The organism is Cryobacterium sp. PH31-AA6 (genome assembly GCF_030063195.1).
Lineage (GTDB): Bacteria > Actinomycetota > Actinomycetes > Actinomycetales > Microbacteriaceae > Cryobacterium.
Genome location: NZ_JASISS010000044.1, coordinates 1 through 14720, shown reverse-complemented (window position 1 = coordinate 14720; position 14720 = coordinate 1). Strand labels below are relative to the sequence as shown.

The window sequence follows — 14720 nt, the reverse complement described above, 5'->3', positions numbered from 1 at the left end:
CGCCGACGATCGGGGCACCGGGCGGAGGGGTGCCGGGCGCAGGGGTGCCGGGCGCAGGGGTGCCGGGCGCAGGAATCTGGGCCGTCGGGGCATCATCTGCCGCGGGGGCGGCGGCGCGCGCCCGGAACCGACGCAGTCCGGTTGCCGGAGCAGGAACCGGCGACGGGGTCGGTGTCGCGATTTCCGGTGCGGCGTGTGCGCCGAGTCCGGCCGCGGCGGCGGTCTCCGCGGCGGTCGGCACGAGGGGTGATTGGGCCTGGGTGGTCCACCAGGGCGCCGGCTCGAGGTCGGCCTCCGAGCGAGCGGCCCGGGCCGCGGGCACGCTCGGCGCCGGTGTCGGTGCGTCGGGAAAGGGCACGACGGGCGCTTCGGGGAGCTGGCGAGTGTCCTCGGCCGGGCGGGGAGGCACCGGCGCCGCGGGAGCGAGGCCGCCCGGCGCGGGGGCGAGGGGTGTCGCGTCCCCGGGCTCGGCGGCCCGGACCGGAGCGGAGGCCGGGACGGGAGCGGAGGCCGGGGCGGGAGCGGGGGCCGGGGCGGGTGTGGCCGGCGGCTCGGCGGGTGTGGCCGGCGGCTCGGCGGGAGTCGCGGTATCCGTCGCCAGGGTGCGGGTTCCGGCGTCGGTCGTGGGCTTCAGGCCCCAGAGAAAGCCGGCCGTCTTCGGGGCGGCATCCTCCTGCACGACGGGCTCGGCGGCGGTGTCCTTCGGGCGCCGGGGCGTGCCCCTGCGAGGAACGAACTGGTCGGGGTCGGCGGGTTTCGCCCCGCCGCCGAGTTGCGAGGCGAGCCAGTCGACGCCGTCTTCGCCCTGTCCGTCCTTATCCGGCATCAGCGCAGCCCCAGGTCCTCAAGGCCGATAGCGGCGTAGTAGGGGTAGCCGGCCGCTTCGATGATTTCGCGTGCGCCGGTGTCGCGGTCAACGACCACGGCGACGCCGGCGATGATGGCGCCGACCTTCTTCAGGGCCTCGATCGCGGCGAGCGGGGATCCACCGGTCGTTGAGGTGTCCTCGAGCACGATCACGCGCTTGCCGTTGAGGTCGGGACCCTCGACCTGGCGGCCGCGGCCGTGGTCCTTGGGTTCCTTGCGCACGACGAAGGCGTCATAGGCGAGGCCGCGAGCGACGCCCTGGTGCATGATCGCGGCGGCGACGGGGTCGGCGCCCATGGTCATGCCGCCGACGGCGACGACATCCGGGATCCCGGCGATCAGGTCGAGCATGACCTGGCCGATCAGCGGGGCCACCCGGTGGTCGAGGCTCACCTTGCGCAGGTCCACGTAGTACGTGGCCCTCTTGCCGCTGGTGAGGGTGAAGTCACCGTGGAAGACGGCCTCGGCCGAGATGTGGTCGATGAGCTGCGCGCGAGTGTCTTTCACAATCCAACTTTAGGCCATCGGCTGACCGGTGCGATCGTGGAGTCCCGGCGGCGAAGACGCCGACGCCCGGGAACCGAGATTGCGCAGAAAGCACGCGGTTGAGAAACCCCGGGGCCGAGGTCGCCCAGCGGGCTTAGAAGCTGCGGACCAGCTTGCGCTCGGGCAGACGACGGTAGCCGTCCTTCTGCACGTCTACGACAACGGCCGCGGCGGAGACGAGAGCAATGAGGACGAGGATGGCGAGGAGAACGAACATAGTCGGACCTTTCGTGAATGGGAGGTTGTGTCGGGGAGACGGAGGCACCATTGCACGAGTTCGACGTGTTAATTCGACCACAACTAACTGTTCAGCACAATCGCATTGTTCTGCAATGAGTGTGAAGCTTGACTACATGGATGTGCAGAGGCTCGAATTGCTCAGGGAATTGGCCGAACGCCGCAGCATCACTGAGGTCGCGCGGGCTACGCACCGCACGCCGTCGGCGGTTTCGCAGCAGCTCAAGGTGCTCGAACGGGAGGCCGGGTTGCCGCTCACCGAGCGCAGCGGCCGCGGCCTCATCCTGACGGATGCCGGGCGCGCGCTGGCCCGCAGCGCCACCGATGTGGCGGTCGCCCTTGCCCGCGCCAACGCGGTGTGGGACGAGTTCCGTAACCACGCGACCGGCGAGGTGAGCCTGGTCACCTTTCCCACCGCGGGCGAGATGCTCCTGCCCGGTGCGCTGCGGCAGATCGCATCGGTGCCGGGGCTCGTCGTGAACTGCACCGACAAGGACCCGGAGCTGAGCGACTTTCCCGCACTGACCGCCGATTTCGACATCGTGCTTGCTTACAGCCTTCGCGGGCCGTTGCCGTGGGGTGGCCGGGGGCTCACTGTGGTTCCGCTGATGACCGAACCGCTCGATGTGGGCCTGCCGGCCGACCACCGCCTGGCCTCCCGCGCCTGGATCGGCCCCTCTGATGTCATTGGCGAGACCTGGATCGGCGCGCCGGACGGCTACCCGTTTGAACGCATCCTGCACCAGATCGAACAGGAGGGCGGCGGTCAGACGACGGTGGCCCAGCGTTTCGCGGATATGCGATTGATCGAGGCGTTCGTCATGGCGGGCCTGGGCATCGCGCTCGTGCCGCGGTACACCTGGGGCGGCGCCCAGCCGGGCAAGCTCATACTCAAGCCGCTGCGCGGGGTCGACTCCGAGCGGCAGATCGTCGCGCTGATGCGTCCCGACCGGGCCGAGCGCCTCGCGGTGCGCACGGTCGTCGACGTGCTGCGCGGCGAGGCCGCCCGCGTCCAGGCCCAGCACGCCTCCGCCGCCCCCTAACCCCCGCCCGTCCCTACCGCGAAAGTGCACTTTCCGCCCTCATGGCGGTGCCGAAGGGGCGAAAAGTGCACTTTCGCGGGTGAAGGGGGCGGAAGCGGGTCAGGCGTTTTGGGGGAAGCCGAGGTTGATGCCGCCGTGGCTGGGGTCGAGCCAGCGGCTGGTGACGGCTTTTTCCCGGGTGTAGAAGGCGATTCCGGCGGGGCCGTATGCCTTCGCGTCGCCGAAGAGGGAGTCCTTCCAACCGCCGAACGAGTGGTAGGCCACGGGCACCGGGATCGGCACGTTGATGCCGATCATGCCGACCTGCACCTCGTTCTGGAACCGCCTGGCCGCGCCGCCGTCGTTGGTGAAGATCGCGGTGCCGTTGCCGTACCGGCTCCGGTTGATCAGGGCAAGCCCTTCCGCATAGCTGTCCACCCGCACGATCGAGAGCACCGGGCCGAAGATCTCGTCCAGGTACACGTCCGAGTCGGTGCTGACCCGGTCGAACAGGGTCGGGCCGAGCCAGAAACCGGATGCGTCCCCGTCCACCTCGATCCCGCGGCCGTCCACGACGATCTCGGCCCCGTCGGTGCGGGCCAGATCGATGTAGGAGGCGACCTTGTCGCGGTGCACCTTCGTGATCAGCGGGCCCATGTCGCAGCCGCGCATGCCGTCGCCGACCCTGAGCCCGGAGAGCCGCTCGGTGATCTTCGCGACGAGCTCGTCGGCGACCGGCTCGACGGCCACGACGACGCTGATGGCCATGCATCGCTCGCCGGCGGATCCGAAGCCGGCGTTGACCGCGGCATCCGCCGCCAGGTCGAGGTCGGCGTCCGGCAGCACGAGCATATGGTTCTTGGCGCCGCCGAGCGCCTGGACGCGTTTGCCGTGGTGCGCCGCCGTTTCGTAGATGTATTTGGCGATCGGGGTGGAGCCGACGAAGGAGATCGCCTGCACGTCGGGATGCACGAGCAGCGCGTCGACGGCCTCCTTGTCCCCGTGTACGACGTTGAGCACACCGTCGGGCAGGCCGGCCTCGGTCATCAGCGCGGCCATCCAGTTCGATGCCGACGGGTCCTTCTCGCTCGGCTTGAGCACGACGGTGTTGCCCGCCGCGATCGCGATGGGGAAGAACCACAGCGGCACCATCGCCGGGAAGTTGAACGGGCTGATGATGCCGACCACTCCGAGCGGCTGGCGCAGCGTGTAGACGTCGACACCGGTGGACACGTTCTCCGAGTACTCACCCTTGGTCAGGTGCGGCATCCCGAGGGCGAATTCGACGACCTCGAGCCCGCGCGCGATCTCGCCCAGGGCATCCGAGGTCACCTTGCCGTGTTCGGCGGTGAGGATGTCGGCCAGCTCGCCCTTGCGCGCGTTGAGCAGTTCACGGAAGTTGAACATGACGCCCTGGCGCTTGGCCTGGGAGGTGTCCCGCCATGCGGGATAGGCAGCCAGGGCGGACGTGACGGCAGTGTCGACGTCGCCGGTGCCGGCCAGACGCACGTTCTTGGCGACGGCGCCGAGCGCCGGGTTGAAGACCGGTGCGGTGCGGGTCGAGGTTCCGTCGAACGCGGTCCCGTCGATCCAGTGGGTGATTATGGGGAGGTCAGTCATGTTCCTTCGTTTCTCTTGGGAAAGTGGGTGGGGATGATGGTGAGGAATGGTCTCGACAAGCTCGACCACCGGCGGGTTGGTTTCGACGGGCCCGGGTCTCGACAAGCTCGACCACCGGCGGGTTCGTCTCGACCGGGGCGGGGGTCAGTCGTTGAGGTCGAGGCTGAGGACCTCGTCGTAGATGGCCAGCGCCTCCGCGACCTCGTCGTCGGTGACCACGCACGGCGGCACGACATGGATCCGGTTGTCGACCAGGAAGGGCAGCAGGTTGCGGGCGAGCAGCTCGGTCTTGATCCGGCCCATCACGACCCCGCTCAGCGGCGCGCGGGTGTCGCGGTCGGCCACGAGCTCCAGCGCCCAGAACACGCCCTCGCCGCGCACCTCGCCGATGATCGGGTGCTTCTCCTGCAGCGCCGCGAGACCGGGCGCAAGCCTGTCCCGGCCGATCCTGGCCGCGTTGGCGACGATCCCCTCGCTCTCCATGGCGTCGAGGGCGGCCACGATCGACGCCATGGCCAGCGGATGCCCGCTGTAGGTGAGTCCGCCGGGGAAGACCGTGGTCTCGAAGTCGTTCGCGATCGAATCGGAGATGATCACGCCGCCGGTGGGCACGTAGCCGGAGTTCACGCCCTTGGCGAAGGCGATCAGGTCGGGGATCACGTCGTAGCCCTCGAACGCGAACCATCGCCCGGTGCGCCCGAAGCCGGCCATCACCTCGTCCAGGATCAGCAGGATCCCGTAGCGGTCGCAGAGCGCACGCACCCCGGCGAGGTAGCCGGGCGGCGGCACGATCACCCCGGCCGTGCCGGGGATCGATTCGAGCAACACGGCCGCGATCGTGGCGGGCCCCTCGCTCTGGATCACACGCTCGAGGTGGCGCAGCGCCCGCTCCGACTCCTGCTCCGGCGTCGCCGACCAGAACTCGCTGCGGTAGAGGTACGGGCCGAAGAAGTGCACGTGCCCGCGCGCGAATTCGTTGGGGATGCGACGCCAGTCTCCGGTCGCGACAATCGCCGCGCCCGTGTTCCCGTGGTACGAGCGATAGGTGGAGAGCACCTTGTCCCGCCCGGTGTGCAGGCGGGCCATCCGGATCGCATTCTCGATCGCATCCGCACCGCCGTTGGTGAAGAAGACCTTGTTGAAGCGGGCCGGGGCGCGGTCGACGATGCGTTTGGCCGCCTCACCGCGCGCCAGGTTCGCGGTCGACGGGGCGACGGTGGCGAGCGTGCCGGCCTGGTCGATGATGGCCTGGGTGACGGCCGGATGCTGGTGGCCGATGTTCACGTTGACGAGCTGGCTGGAGAAGTCCAGGTAGCTGCGCCCGTCATAGTCCCAGACCCGGGAGCCCAGCCCCCCGGCGATCACGAGCGGATTGAGACTGCCCTGGGCAGACCAGGAGTGGAAGACGTGGGCCCGGTCCAGCTCGTAGGCGGCATCGTTCAGGCTGGCGGCGGTGTCATTCACGAATATCGTGTTCTTTCTCTGCGTTGAGTGAAGTGTGGTGCGTTGAGTGAAGTGTGGTGCGGGGGCCGGGCGGCCCGATGGACCACCCGGCCCCGTGGGGCGAGCCTACTTGCCGCCCTCCTTGAGCGTGACCGTGATCGGCTTCCAGTCGGCGCCCATCACGTCGACTCCGTCGCTGCTCAGTTCATCGAGCGCCTGCTGCACATACTCGTTCGAGTACGCGGTCGTGGGCGGCGCGGCGGTGATGATGGTGGCTCCGGTCTCATTCTTGGTGTTCATCGCGATGTCGACGGTGTTCTTCCAGGCAGCCTCGTCGATCAGGCCGACCCCGTTGGTGGACGGCCAGATCAGCTTGTTGACCTCGTTGGTCATCCAGAGCTGGTGGCCGGCGGGCAGTTGCGAGCCGGCGGCGGTGACGATTCCGGCCGCCTGGTCCGGGTCGGTCGCCGCGTAGATCCAGCCCCTGATCGACGCCTTGATGAACTTGACCGTCGTGGCGGCATAGTCCTTGTCAGAGGCGAGCCGATCGGCGTCGGCCCAGATCGCATCCTGGAGCATCGCGGTGCCCTCGTCGTTCCAGTCGATGACGTTGAGGTCGGACGGCTGGTAGAGCTCGCCGGTTTTCGGATTCTTGGTCTCGAGTACCTGGGCGTACTCGTTGTAGGTCATGGCCTGGGCCGCGTCGATGTCGCCGGAGAGGAAACCGTTCATGTCGAAGGCCTGCTGCACGAGGTTGATGTCGCCCACCTGCACCCCGCTCTTCTGCATGCCCGCAAAGAGTTCCCACTCGTTGCCGTAGCCCCAACTCCCGACGTTCTTGCCCGTGAGGTCGGCCGGCGAGGTGATGCCCTTGTCCTTGAACGAAATCTGGGTGGTGGCGCTGCGCTCGAAGATCTGGGCGACATCGGTGATGTTGGCACCCTGCTCGATCGAGCCGAGCACCTTGGGCACCCAGGAGATCGCGTAGTCGGCGTCGCCGGCCGCGAGGACGTCCTGCGGCACGATGTCCGCCGCGCCCTCGGCGATGGTGACGTCAAGGCCCTCGTCCTTGTAGAAGCCCTGGTCGACCGCGGCGTAATAGCCGGCGAACTGGGCCTGGGCGACCCACTGCAGTTGCAGGGTGATCGGCACGAGGTCGCCGGAGCTCCCCGAGGTCGAATCGGTCGTCGCGGTCCCGGTGCTGCAACCGGTGAGGACAAGGGCGCTGCTGGCGGCGAAGGCGCCCAGGGCGCCCAGCCATCGTGTGCTGTGTTTCATGTCTACCTCCGTGAATGTGATTGCGGGCTGTGGATGGTGCATCGACCGCCGCGCGCACGCGGCGGACGTCTATCCGCCGGAACGGCGGGTGACGAGCCTCTCGACGATGAGCGCTGCGGAATAGAACAGGAGACCGAGGAGGATGGAACCGAGCACATAAGCCCAGGCCAGCCCGTAGTTGCTGCTCGACGCCGACGACGTGATCGACTTGCCGAGGCCGCCGACCGGGCCGCCGAAATACTCGGCGATCAACGCGGAGATGACGGCGAGAGAGGAGGCGATCCGCAGGCCCGTGAACACGAACGGGAGCGCGGTCGGCAGGGTGACGGCGCGAGTGGCCTGCCAGCTCGTGGCCGCGTACGACCGCATCAGGTCGCGGTGCACCGGCCGCACCTGGCGCAGCCCCTTGAGGGTGTTGAAGTAGACCGGCACGAACACGGCGAGCGCCGCCACGAACTGCCGGGCGGTCTCGGCGGCGGCGCCATACATCGTGTAGAGCACGGGGGCGAGAGCCACGATCGGCACGACCGCGATGGCCGCGACAATGGGCGCGGCCATCTCGTCGAGCAGTCGCACCAGCGCGGCGACGATCGCGAGCAGCACCCCGAGCACGGTGCCGATCAGGAGACCGATCAGCGCGTTCCGGCCGGTGGCGAGCATCCCGTTGGCCACGTTCTGCAGGTTGGCGCCGAATTGGTCGGCGATCGCGAACGGACCGGGCAGGATGAACGGTTTGATCGCGAACAGGGTGACCACCCCCTGCCAGAGCAGCACGGCGGCCAGGCCCAACAGAAGGGGCGCGAGCACGGTGCGAACCGCCCCGGCCGGGGCCTGGTCGGCCGCTCCGGCGCCGCCGGGTCGAACGGATGCCTGGCTCATCTGGCCTCGACCCCCCGCGCCCCGGCCGGGGCCTCACCGTGCAGCAGCTCGCGCACCTGGCTGACCGCGTGGAAGAAGGCTTCGTCCTCGCGCAGGGTCTCGCCGCGCCCACCCGTGTCACCGAGGCCGACCCGGAGGACATCCCGGATGCGTCCCGGCCGGGGCTCCAGCACGACGACCCGGTTGGAGAGGAACACGGCCTCGGGGATGGAGTGGGTCACGAAGACGACGGCGGCGCTCGTTTCGGCGCAGATCCGCACGAGTTCGTTCTGCATCCGCTCCCGGGTCATCTCGTCGAGGGCGCCGAACGGTTCGTCCATCAGGAGCAGGCTCGGGCTCTCGGCAAGTGACCTGGCGATCGCCACCCGCTGCTGCATGCCGCCGGAGAGCTGGTCGGGGTAGTGGCCGGCGAACTCGGACAGCCCGACGAGCTCGATCAGCTCGGCCGCGCGGGCTCGCCTGGCCGTTCGTCCCACGCCGTGAAGTTCGAGCGGAAGCTCGATGTTGCCGGAGACGGTACGCCAGGGCAGCAGCCCGGCTTGCTGGAAGGCGATCCCGTAGTCCTGGTCGATCCTGGCCTGCCTGGCCGGCTTGCCGAAGACCCGAATCTCGCCGGCCGTCGGGGTATCGAGGTCGGCGATCAGCCGCAGCAGGGTGCTCTTCCCGCAGCCGCTGGGCCCGATCAGCGAGACGAATTCGCCGGGGGCCACGGTCAGGCTGACGTCGGCCAGGGCGGTGACGGATGCCCCCTTCCGGCCGGCGAAGACCCGGCTCACCCCACGCACGTCGACGGCCAGGTTCCCGCTCACCGCGCCGGGCACGGCGACGGGCGCAGCAACGGGCACCTCGCCGGGCGCCCCGTCCCGCTCCAGCCCGCTCACGCCGCGACCTCCCCGCGGCGGAACCGGCGCAGGCCGAGTCCGATCAGTCCGACGAACCCGGCGGCGACGAGTCCGAGGAGCACGGAACCGAAGATCGGCGCCCACGGCTTGCCCGGGTCGCCGCCGGCCGCGCCGGCGTATTCGACGATGAGCCGGCCGATGCCGCCGCGCAGCCCGATCGACACCTCGGCGACGACGCTGCCGATCACGGCGCTGGCCGCGGCGAGGCGCAGCGCGGGCAGCAGGTAACCGACACTCGCCGGCAGCCGCAGCCGCCAGAGGGTCTTCCACCAGCCGGCCGAATAGCAGTGCATCAGGTCGACGTGGTTGGCATCCGGGGAGCTCAGGCCCCGGAGGGCGCCGACCGAGACCGGGAAGAAGGCGAGGTAGGAGGCGATCAAGGCCACGGACATCCAGCTCTCCCAGCTGAACGCACCGAACTGGATCTGCGACCCCCAGCGGCGCACGAGCGGGGCCAGCGCGATCAAGGGCACGGTCTGGCTGAGGATGATCCACGGCAGCACGGCGGCCTCGGCCAACCGGAAGCGCTGCATCAGCAGGGCGAGCGCGAGCCCGACGGTGACGCCGACGAACCAGCCGACGGCGGAGATGCCGAGGGTGAACAGGGACGCGTCGAGCACCGCCCGCCAGAGCGGCACGGCGGCGCCGGCGCCGGTGACCGGTTCCAGCGCCCGTGCGGCCATCACCCAGAGGTGCGGCATGGCGATGTCACTCGTGCGGGGCAGCACCGTGACGCCGCCGAGCACGACGCCCTCCGCCGGCCCGAGCAGCTTGTACAACTCCCAGATCACGGCGAGCAGCACGACGCCGAGCGTCCCGACGACGAACCGGCGCGCGGGGAGCGGGGAGCGGCGCATGCGGCTCCCCGCCAAAGCGGAGGCGAGCGTGGTCACACCTTCGCCACAATCGCGTCGGCGAGCGCCGGGATCACGGTCTCCCCATAGACCCGCAGGGTCTCCTCCTTGTTGTCGTGCTGGAGGTAGCCGGCGAACTGGTCGACGCCGAGCTCCTTGAGGGCCCGCAGCTTGACGATGTGGTCCTTCGAGGTGCCGAGCAGGCAGAACCGGTCGACGATTTCGTCCGGCACGAAGTCGGCGTGCTGGTTTCCGGCCCGGCCGTGCTGGTTGTAGTCGTACCCGCTCCGGCCGGCGATGTAGTCGGTGAGGGCCTTGGGCACGGAGGACTCCGTGCCGTACTTGGCGACGATGTCGGCCACGTGGTTGCCGACCATGCCACCGAACCAGCGGCACTGGTTGCGCATGTGTTCCCAGTCGTCGCCGATGTACATCGGGGCGGCGACGCAGAAGGTGATCGACGCCGGGTCACGCCCCACGTTCTCCGCGGCCTGGCGCACCGTGCGGATCATCCACTCGGCCACGTCGAGGTCGGCCATCTGCAGGATGAAGCCGTCGCCGACCTCGCCGGCGAGCTTGAGGGCGAGCGGGCCGTAGGCGGCCACCCACACCTCGAGGCTGGACCCCGTGCTCCACGGGAACCGGAGCGTGGCGCCGTTGTGCTCGACCTCGCGGGAATTGGCCAGCTCACGGATGACGTGGATCGATTCGCGCAACGTCTTCAGCGTGGTGGGAGCCCCGTTGGTGACGCGCACCGCCGAGTCGCCGCGGCCGATACCGCAGACCGTGCGGTTGCCGTACATCTCGTTTAGGGTCGCGTAGGTCGACGCCGTCACGGTCCAGTCGCGGGTGGCCGGGTTCGTCACCATCGGGCCGACGATGATCCGACGGGTCTCGGCGAGGATACGACTGTGAATCACGTACGGCTCCTGCCAGAGCAGGTGCGAGTCGAAGGTCCAGACGTGACTGAAACCGTGCGCCTCGGCGAGCTGAGCCAGTTGCACGACGCGGGCCGATGGCGGGTTGGTTTGGAGTACTGCTCCGAAATCCATGCTGTCCCCTGTCCTAGATGAGGTACTGGCTCAGGCCGCGCTTGACGAATCGACCATCGCCCTTGGCGCCGAGGTACGCGTTCTCGGCGATGACGACCTTGCCGCGCGAGAAGACCACGTCGACATGACCGTCGATTTCGTAGCCCTCCCAGGCGGAGTGGTCCATGTTCATGTGGTGGCTGCGCCCGGTCGACTCACCGAACTCGTCGATGTCGTAGCCGATCGAGGTGTGACCGTTCGGGTCGTAGACGACGATGTCGGCATCCGCGCCCGGCTGGATCACGCCCTTCTTCCCGTACAGTCCGAACATCCGCGCCGGGGTGGTCGAGGTGATCTCGACCCAGCGTTCGAGCGAGATCCGGCCGTTGACCACACCCTGGTAGAGCAGGTCGAGGCGGTGCTCGACCGAGCCGATGCCGTTCGGGATCTTGGAGAAGTCGCCGAGGCCGAGGTCCTTCTGGCCCTTCATGCAGAAGGGGCAGTGGTCGGTGGAGACCAGTTGCAGGTCGTTCGTGCGCAGACTCTGCCAGAGGTGATCCTGGTGGCCCTCCGCACGGGAGCGCAGCGGGGTCGAGCAGACCCACTTCGCCCCCTCGAAGCCGGGAGCGCCGAGGTTCTCTTCGAGCGAGAGGTAGAGATATTGCGGGCAGGTCTCCCCGAAGACGTTCTGGCCGTTGTCGCGGGCGGTGGCGATCTGGGCGACGGCCTGCTTGGCACTGACGTGCACGACGTAAAGCGGTGCCCCGGTGAGGTTGGCCAGCATGATCGCCCGGTGGGTTGCCTCCTCCTCGAGCTGCCAGGCGCGGGCAATGCCGTGATAGTACGGGTCGGTCTTGCCCTCGGCGAGCAACTGGCCGACGAGCACGTCGATCGCCGGCCCGTTCTCGGCGTGCATCATGGTCATCAGCCCGGTGTCGGCCGACTTCTGCATGGCCTTGAGCACCTGGGCGTCGTCGGAGTAGAAGACCCCGGGGTAGGCCATGAACAGCTTGAAACTGGAGACGCCCTCGGCGAGCAGACCGTCCATCGCCTGCAGCGAGTCGGTGTTGAGGTCGCCGATGATCTGGTGGAAGGCATAGTCGATCGCGCAGTTGCCGGCGGCCTTCTCGTGCCACGCGGCGAGGCCGTCGAAGACGCGCTGGCCGTAGCTCTGCACGGCGAAATCGATGATCGTCGTCGTGCCGCCCCAGGCGGCCGCGCGGGTGCCGGTCTCGAAGGTGTCCGAGGCGGCGGTCCCCCCGAACGGCAACTGCATGTGGGTGTGTGCGTCGATCCCGCCCGGGATCACGTACTTGCCCCTGGCGTCGACCACCCGGTCGACGCCGGAGGACAGGTTGGCGCCGAGCAGCCGGGATCCCGGCGCCAGCACCGCGGCGATGGTCTCGCCGTCGATGAGTACGTCGGCTGTGGATCGGCCGGTCGCCGTCACGACGGTGCCGCCGGTGATGAGGGTTGTCGTCATGGTGTGCTCCGTTTCGGCCGGGCTCAGGGTTCGACGATCGGGTCGTAGGAGTCGGGTCGGCGGTCGCGGTAGAACTGCCACGAGTTGCGCACCTCGCGGATCACGCCGAGGTCGAGGTCGCGGATCACGATCTCCGTCGCATCCGTCGACGCCACCTCGCCGACGTAGTTGCCGCGCGGGTCGACGAAGTAGGAGCTGCCGTAGAAGGTGACCGCGTCGTCGCCGAACTCCCTGGCCTCGTTTCCGATCCGGTTGTTCGCCCCGATGTAGTACTGGTTGGCGACCGCGGCGGCGGGCTGTTCGAGTTCCCAGAGCCGGTTGGAGAGGCCGGGCTTGGTGGCCGAGGGGTTGAAGACGATCTCGGCGCCGTTCAGGCCGAGCACCCGCCAGCCCTCGGGGAAGTGGCGGTCGTAACAGATGTAGACGCCGATCCGGCCGACCATGGTGTCGAAGACGGGATAGTCGCCATTGCCGGGGCGGAAGTAGAACTTCTCCCAGAACTGCGGCAGGTGCGGGATGTGGTGCTTGCGGTACTTGCCGAGGTAGCTGCCGTCGGCGTCGATCACGGCGGCCGTGTTGTAGAGAACGCCCGGCTGCTCCTCCTCGTAGACGGGGAGCACGATCACCATTTTGTACTCCGCGGCGAGCTTCTGGAACCGCTCCACCAGCGGGCCGGGAACGCTCTGGGCGTACTCGTAATACTTCGGGTCCTGCACGATGCCGAAGTAGGGGCCGTGGAAGAGTTCCTGGAAGCAGATCACCTGCACGCCGGCCTCGGCGGCGGTGCGCACGAATCCCTCGTGCTTGACGATCATCGATTCCTCGTCGCCGGTCCAGTCTGTCTGGGTGATGGCGGCTCGCACGATCGTGCGCTTGTCGGTGCTGCTGGTGTCCGCGGTCATTCTCTGCCTCCACATCGAGCTCGGCGCTGAGCTGGCCCACGGGCCGGGAGTCGCAACGCCGAATCAGTTGAGTCGAATCGGACTGCGTTGTCCGTATTTGTTATTCTTCGACGTAAACATTTCAGTTCTGTTTCTGTGTGTGACGCACGCGTTAATCATCCTGTCGCCCAAACCAGTAGGAGGCAAGGGTTCATGCAAACAGTTATCGACGAGATCGAGCACCCCACTCCGGCCGGGATCGCGGCCGCACTCGGCCGTCTGATCAGCTCGGGCCGGCTCGCGCCCGGCGACCGGCTGCCGACCGTGCGAGCGCTGGCGGCGGCCCTGGCGGTGAGCCCGTCGACGGTCAGCCACGCCTGGCAGGCGCTCACCGCGGTCGGCCTGATCGCCTCCCGGGGACGCAGCGGCACCTTCGTGCTCGAGGCCGCACCCCGTTGGCTGCCGGCCCGCACCCAGTCGATGGCCGGCTATCACCGCGAAGCCAGGATCGACCTGTCGCGGGGAACGCCGGACCCGCGTCTGTTGCCCGACCTCGGGCCGGCACTCTCCCGGGTCTCCCAGCGAGCGGCCACCGTGGTCTACCAGGAGCTGCCGGTGATCCCGGAACTCCTCGCGGTGCTGCGTGAATCGTGGCCGTTCCCGGCCGAGTCGATCACGGTCGTCGACGGCGCCCTCGACGCCATCTCCCGCAGCCTCGACGTGGTCGCCCGGTTCGGGGACCGGGTCATCGTGGAGGACCCGGGCTTCCCGCCGTTCTTCGACCTGCTCGACCAGATGGGCATCGAGCGCCTGCCGGTCCCTGTCGACGAGCACGGCATCCTGCCCGCCGCCTTCGCGGTCGCCCTCACGCGGTCGCCGGTCGCGGTCATCCTGCAGCCGCGCGCACACAACCCGACGGGGGCATCGATGACCGCCGCCAGGGCCGAGGAACTGGCCCGGTTGCTGGGCGTGCACCGGCGCACTGCGCGGACAGTCGTGATCGAGGACGACCACTCCGGCGAGATCAGCGTGGCCCCCGACGTGAGCCTGGGCCGCTGGCTGCCGGGCCGCGTGCTGCACGTGCGCAGCTACTCCAAATCACACGGCCCCGATCTGCGCATCGCCGCGCTCGGCGGGCCGGCGGCACTCCTGGACCGGATCGTGGCCAGGCGGATGCTCGGCCCCGGCTGGACCAGCCGGATGCTGCAATCGATCCTCTACGACCTGCTCACCCAGGGCGACAGCATCGCCCAGACCGGCGAGGCCAGGCGGATCTACTTCGCGAGGCAGAAGGCCCTCGCGGAGGCGCTGGCCGAGCTCGGCCTGCCGGTGGCGCAGGCAGACGGCATCAACACCTGGTTGCCGGTGCGGGACGAACGGGATGCCATCGTGCAGTTGGCAGCGTCGGGCATCCGGGTGGCCGGAGGGTCGCCGTTCCTGGCCGAGGCCGGCCCCGAGGCGTTCATCCGGGTGACCGTCGGGGCGCTCCATAGCGACGTGACGGAGGTCGCCCTGGCCCTCGCCGCCGTGGTGCGTCGCCCGGCATCCGTGGCCGCCGCACCCGGTGCCGGTCCGCGCCCGCCGGAAACAAGATGGGCATAGGCTGGATCCAGACCGCCGGTTGGCTCTGACCGGTCGTGCCAACCCTGACTTGGGCGGCAGGTCCCCCCCTTCTAC

Annotated in this window: 13 protein-coding genes and 1 pseudogene; 2 read left to right on the top strand and 12 right to left on the bottom strand. The window is 69.0% G+C overall.

Features of this window, described 5'->3' with window-relative positions; genetic code table 11:
• From QMG61_RS16955 to QMG61_RS16945, 3 genes and pseudogenes are all read right to left on the bottom strand, one after another.
• A pseudogene (locus QMG61_RS16955) lies at positions 1-826 on the bottom strand (hypothetical protein); the annotation flags it as partial.
• Positions 826-1374: an orotate phosphoribosyltransferase gene (pyrE, locus tag QMG61_RS16950; RefSeq protein WP_283495512.1), complete on the bottom strand. Its 549-nt coding sequence runs from the start codon at positions 1372-1374 to the stop codon at positions 826-828. The pseudogene QMG61_RS16955 and the gene pyrE, both read right to left, overlap by 1 nt.
• A gap of 133 nt (positions 1375-1507) precedes the next feature.
• Entirely contained in the window at positions 1508-1630 is a 123-nt protein-coding gene (locus QMG61_RS16945; RefSeq protein WP_283495511.1) for a hypothetical protein, read from the bottom strand.
• A 115-nt stretch (positions 1631-1745) separates the two neighbouring features.
• On the opposite strand from QMG61_RS16945, the gene QMG61_RS16940 reads away from it, so the two are divergent.
• Positions 1746-2693 carry a LysR family transcriptional regulator gene (locus QMG61_RS16940; protein WP_283495510.1) on the top strand — a complete coding sequence of 316 codons (948 nt, stop codon included), beginning with the start codon at positions 1746-1748 and terminating at the stop codon, positions 2691-2693.
• Positions 2694-2792: 99 nt separating this feature from the next.
• On the opposite strand, the gene QMG61_RS16935 is transcribed toward QMG61_RS16940, so the two are convergent.
• The 9 genes from QMG61_RS16935 to QMG61_RS16895 all read right to left on the bottom strand — a co-directional run bounded on the left by QMG61_RS16935 (position 2793) and on the right by QMG61_RS16895 (position 13064).
• The gene (locus QMG61_RS16935; RefSeq protein ID WP_283495509.1) at positions 2793-4292 is read right to left on the bottom strand and encodes a CoA-acylating methylmalonate-semialdehyde dehydrogenase; all 1500 of its coding nucleotides are present in this window, start codon (positions 4290-4292) and stop codon (positions 2793-2795) included.
• A gap of 144 nt (positions 4293-4436) precedes the next feature.
• Positions 4437-5756, bottom strand: a complete 1320-nt coding sequence (locus tag QMG61_RS16930) for an aspartate aminotransferase family protein (protein ID WP_283495508.1) — start codon at positions 5754-5756, stop codon at positions 4437-4439.
• A 105-nt stretch (positions 5757-5861) separates the two neighbouring features.
• A complete protein-coding gene (locus tag QMG61_RS16925; RefSeq protein WP_283495507.1) occupies positions 5862-7013 on the bottom strand; it encodes an ABC transporter substrate-binding protein in 1152 nt (383 codons plus the stop codon).
• Positions 7014-7082: 69 nt separating this feature from the next.
• Positions 7083-7892 carry an ABC transporter permease gene (locus QMG61_RS16920; protein ID WP_283495506.1) on the bottom strand — a complete coding sequence of 270 codons (810 nt, stop codon included), beginning with the start codon at positions 7890-7892 and terminating at the stop codon, positions 7083-7085.
• Positions 7889-8737, bottom strand: a complete 849-nt coding sequence (locus tag QMG61_RS16915; protein ID WP_502847057.1) for an ABC transporter ATP-binding protein — start codon at positions 8735-8737, stop codon at positions 7889-7891. The genes QMG61_RS16920 and QMG61_RS16915 overlap by 4 nt, the downstream gene beginning before the upstream one ends.
• Before the next feature lie 32 nt (positions 8738-8769).
• The gene (locus QMG61_RS16910; protein ID WP_283495505.1) at positions 8770-9651 is read right to left on the bottom strand and encodes an ABC transporter permease; all 882 of its coding nucleotides are present in this window, start codon (positions 9649-9651) and stop codon (positions 8770-8772) included.
• Between the two features lie 32 nt (positions 9652-9683).
• The gene (locus tag QMG61_RS16905) at positions 9684-10700 is read right to left on the bottom strand and encodes a TIGR03842 family LLM class F420-dependent oxidoreductase (protein ID WP_283495504.1); all 1017 of its coding nucleotides are present in this window, start codon (positions 10698-10700) and stop codon (positions 9684-9686) included.
• Between the two features lie 13 nt (positions 10701-10713).
• Positions 10714-12162 (bottom strand): dihydropyrimidinase, encoded by a 1449-nt coding sequence (gene hydA, locus QMG61_RS16900; protein WP_283495503.1) that lies wholly within the window; start codon positions 12160-12162, stop codon positions 10714-10716.
• A 23-nt stretch (positions 12163-12185) separates the two neighbouring features.
• Positions 12186-13064: a nitrilase-related carbon-nitrogen hydrolase gene (locus QMG61_RS16895; protein ID WP_283495502.1), complete on the bottom strand. Its 879-nt coding sequence runs from the start codon at positions 13062-13064 to the stop codon at positions 12186-12188.
• 192 nt (positions 13065-13256) lie between these two features.
• On the opposite strand from QMG61_RS16895, the gene QMG61_RS16890 reads away from it, so the two are divergent.
• The gene (locus QMG61_RS16890) at positions 13257-14645 is read left to right on the top strand and encodes an aminotransferase-like domain-containing protein (RefSeq protein WP_283495501.1); all 1389 of its coding nucleotides are present in this window, start codon (positions 13257-13259) and stop codon (positions 14643-14645) included.
• Positions 14646-14720: the final 75 nt, after the last annotated feature.

Bases quoted from the DNA above. Each gene is read 5' to 3' on its own strand.
- QMG61_RS16905 (WP_283495504.1), bottom strand. From the start codon at position 10,700: ATGGATTTCGGAGCAGTACTCCAAACCAACCCGCCATCGGCCCGCGTC.
- QMG61_RS16945 (WP_283495511.1), bottom strand. From the start codon at position 1,630: ATGTTCGTTCTCCTCGCCATCCTCGTCCTCATTGCTCTCGTCTCCGCC.
- QMG61_RS16925 (WP_283495507.1), bottom strand. From the start codon at position 7,013: ATGAAACACAGCACACGATGGCTGGGCGCCCTGGGCGCCTTCGCCGCC.
- QMG61_RS16940 (WP_283495510.1), top strand. From the start codon at position 1,746: ATGAGTGTGAAGCTTGACTACATGGATGTGCAGAGGCTCGAATTGCTC.
- QMG61_RS16890 (WP_283495501.1), top strand. From the start codon at position 13,257: ATGCAAACAGTTATCGACGAGATCGAGCACCCCACTCCGGCCGGGATC.
- QMG61_RS16920 (WP_283495506.1), bottom strand. From the start codon at position 7,892: ATGAGCCAGGCATCCGTTCGACCCGGCGGCGCCGGAGCGGCCGACCAG.
- QMG61_RS16935 (WP_283495509.1), bottom strand. From the start codon at position 4,292: ATGACTGACCTCCCCATAATCACCCACTGGATCGACGGGACCGCGTTC.
- QMG61_RS16910 (WP_283495505.1), bottom strand. From the start codon at position 9,651: ATGCGCCGCTCCCCGCTCCCCGCGCGCCGGTTCGTCGTCGGGACGCTC.
- hydA (WP_283495503.1), bottom strand. From the start codon at position 12,162: ATGACGACAACCCTCATCACCGGCGGCACCGTCGTGACGGCGACCGGC.
- QMG61_RS16895 (WP_283495502.1), bottom strand. From the start codon at position 13,064: ATGACCGCGGACACCAGCAGCACCGACAAGCGCACGATCGTGCGAGCC.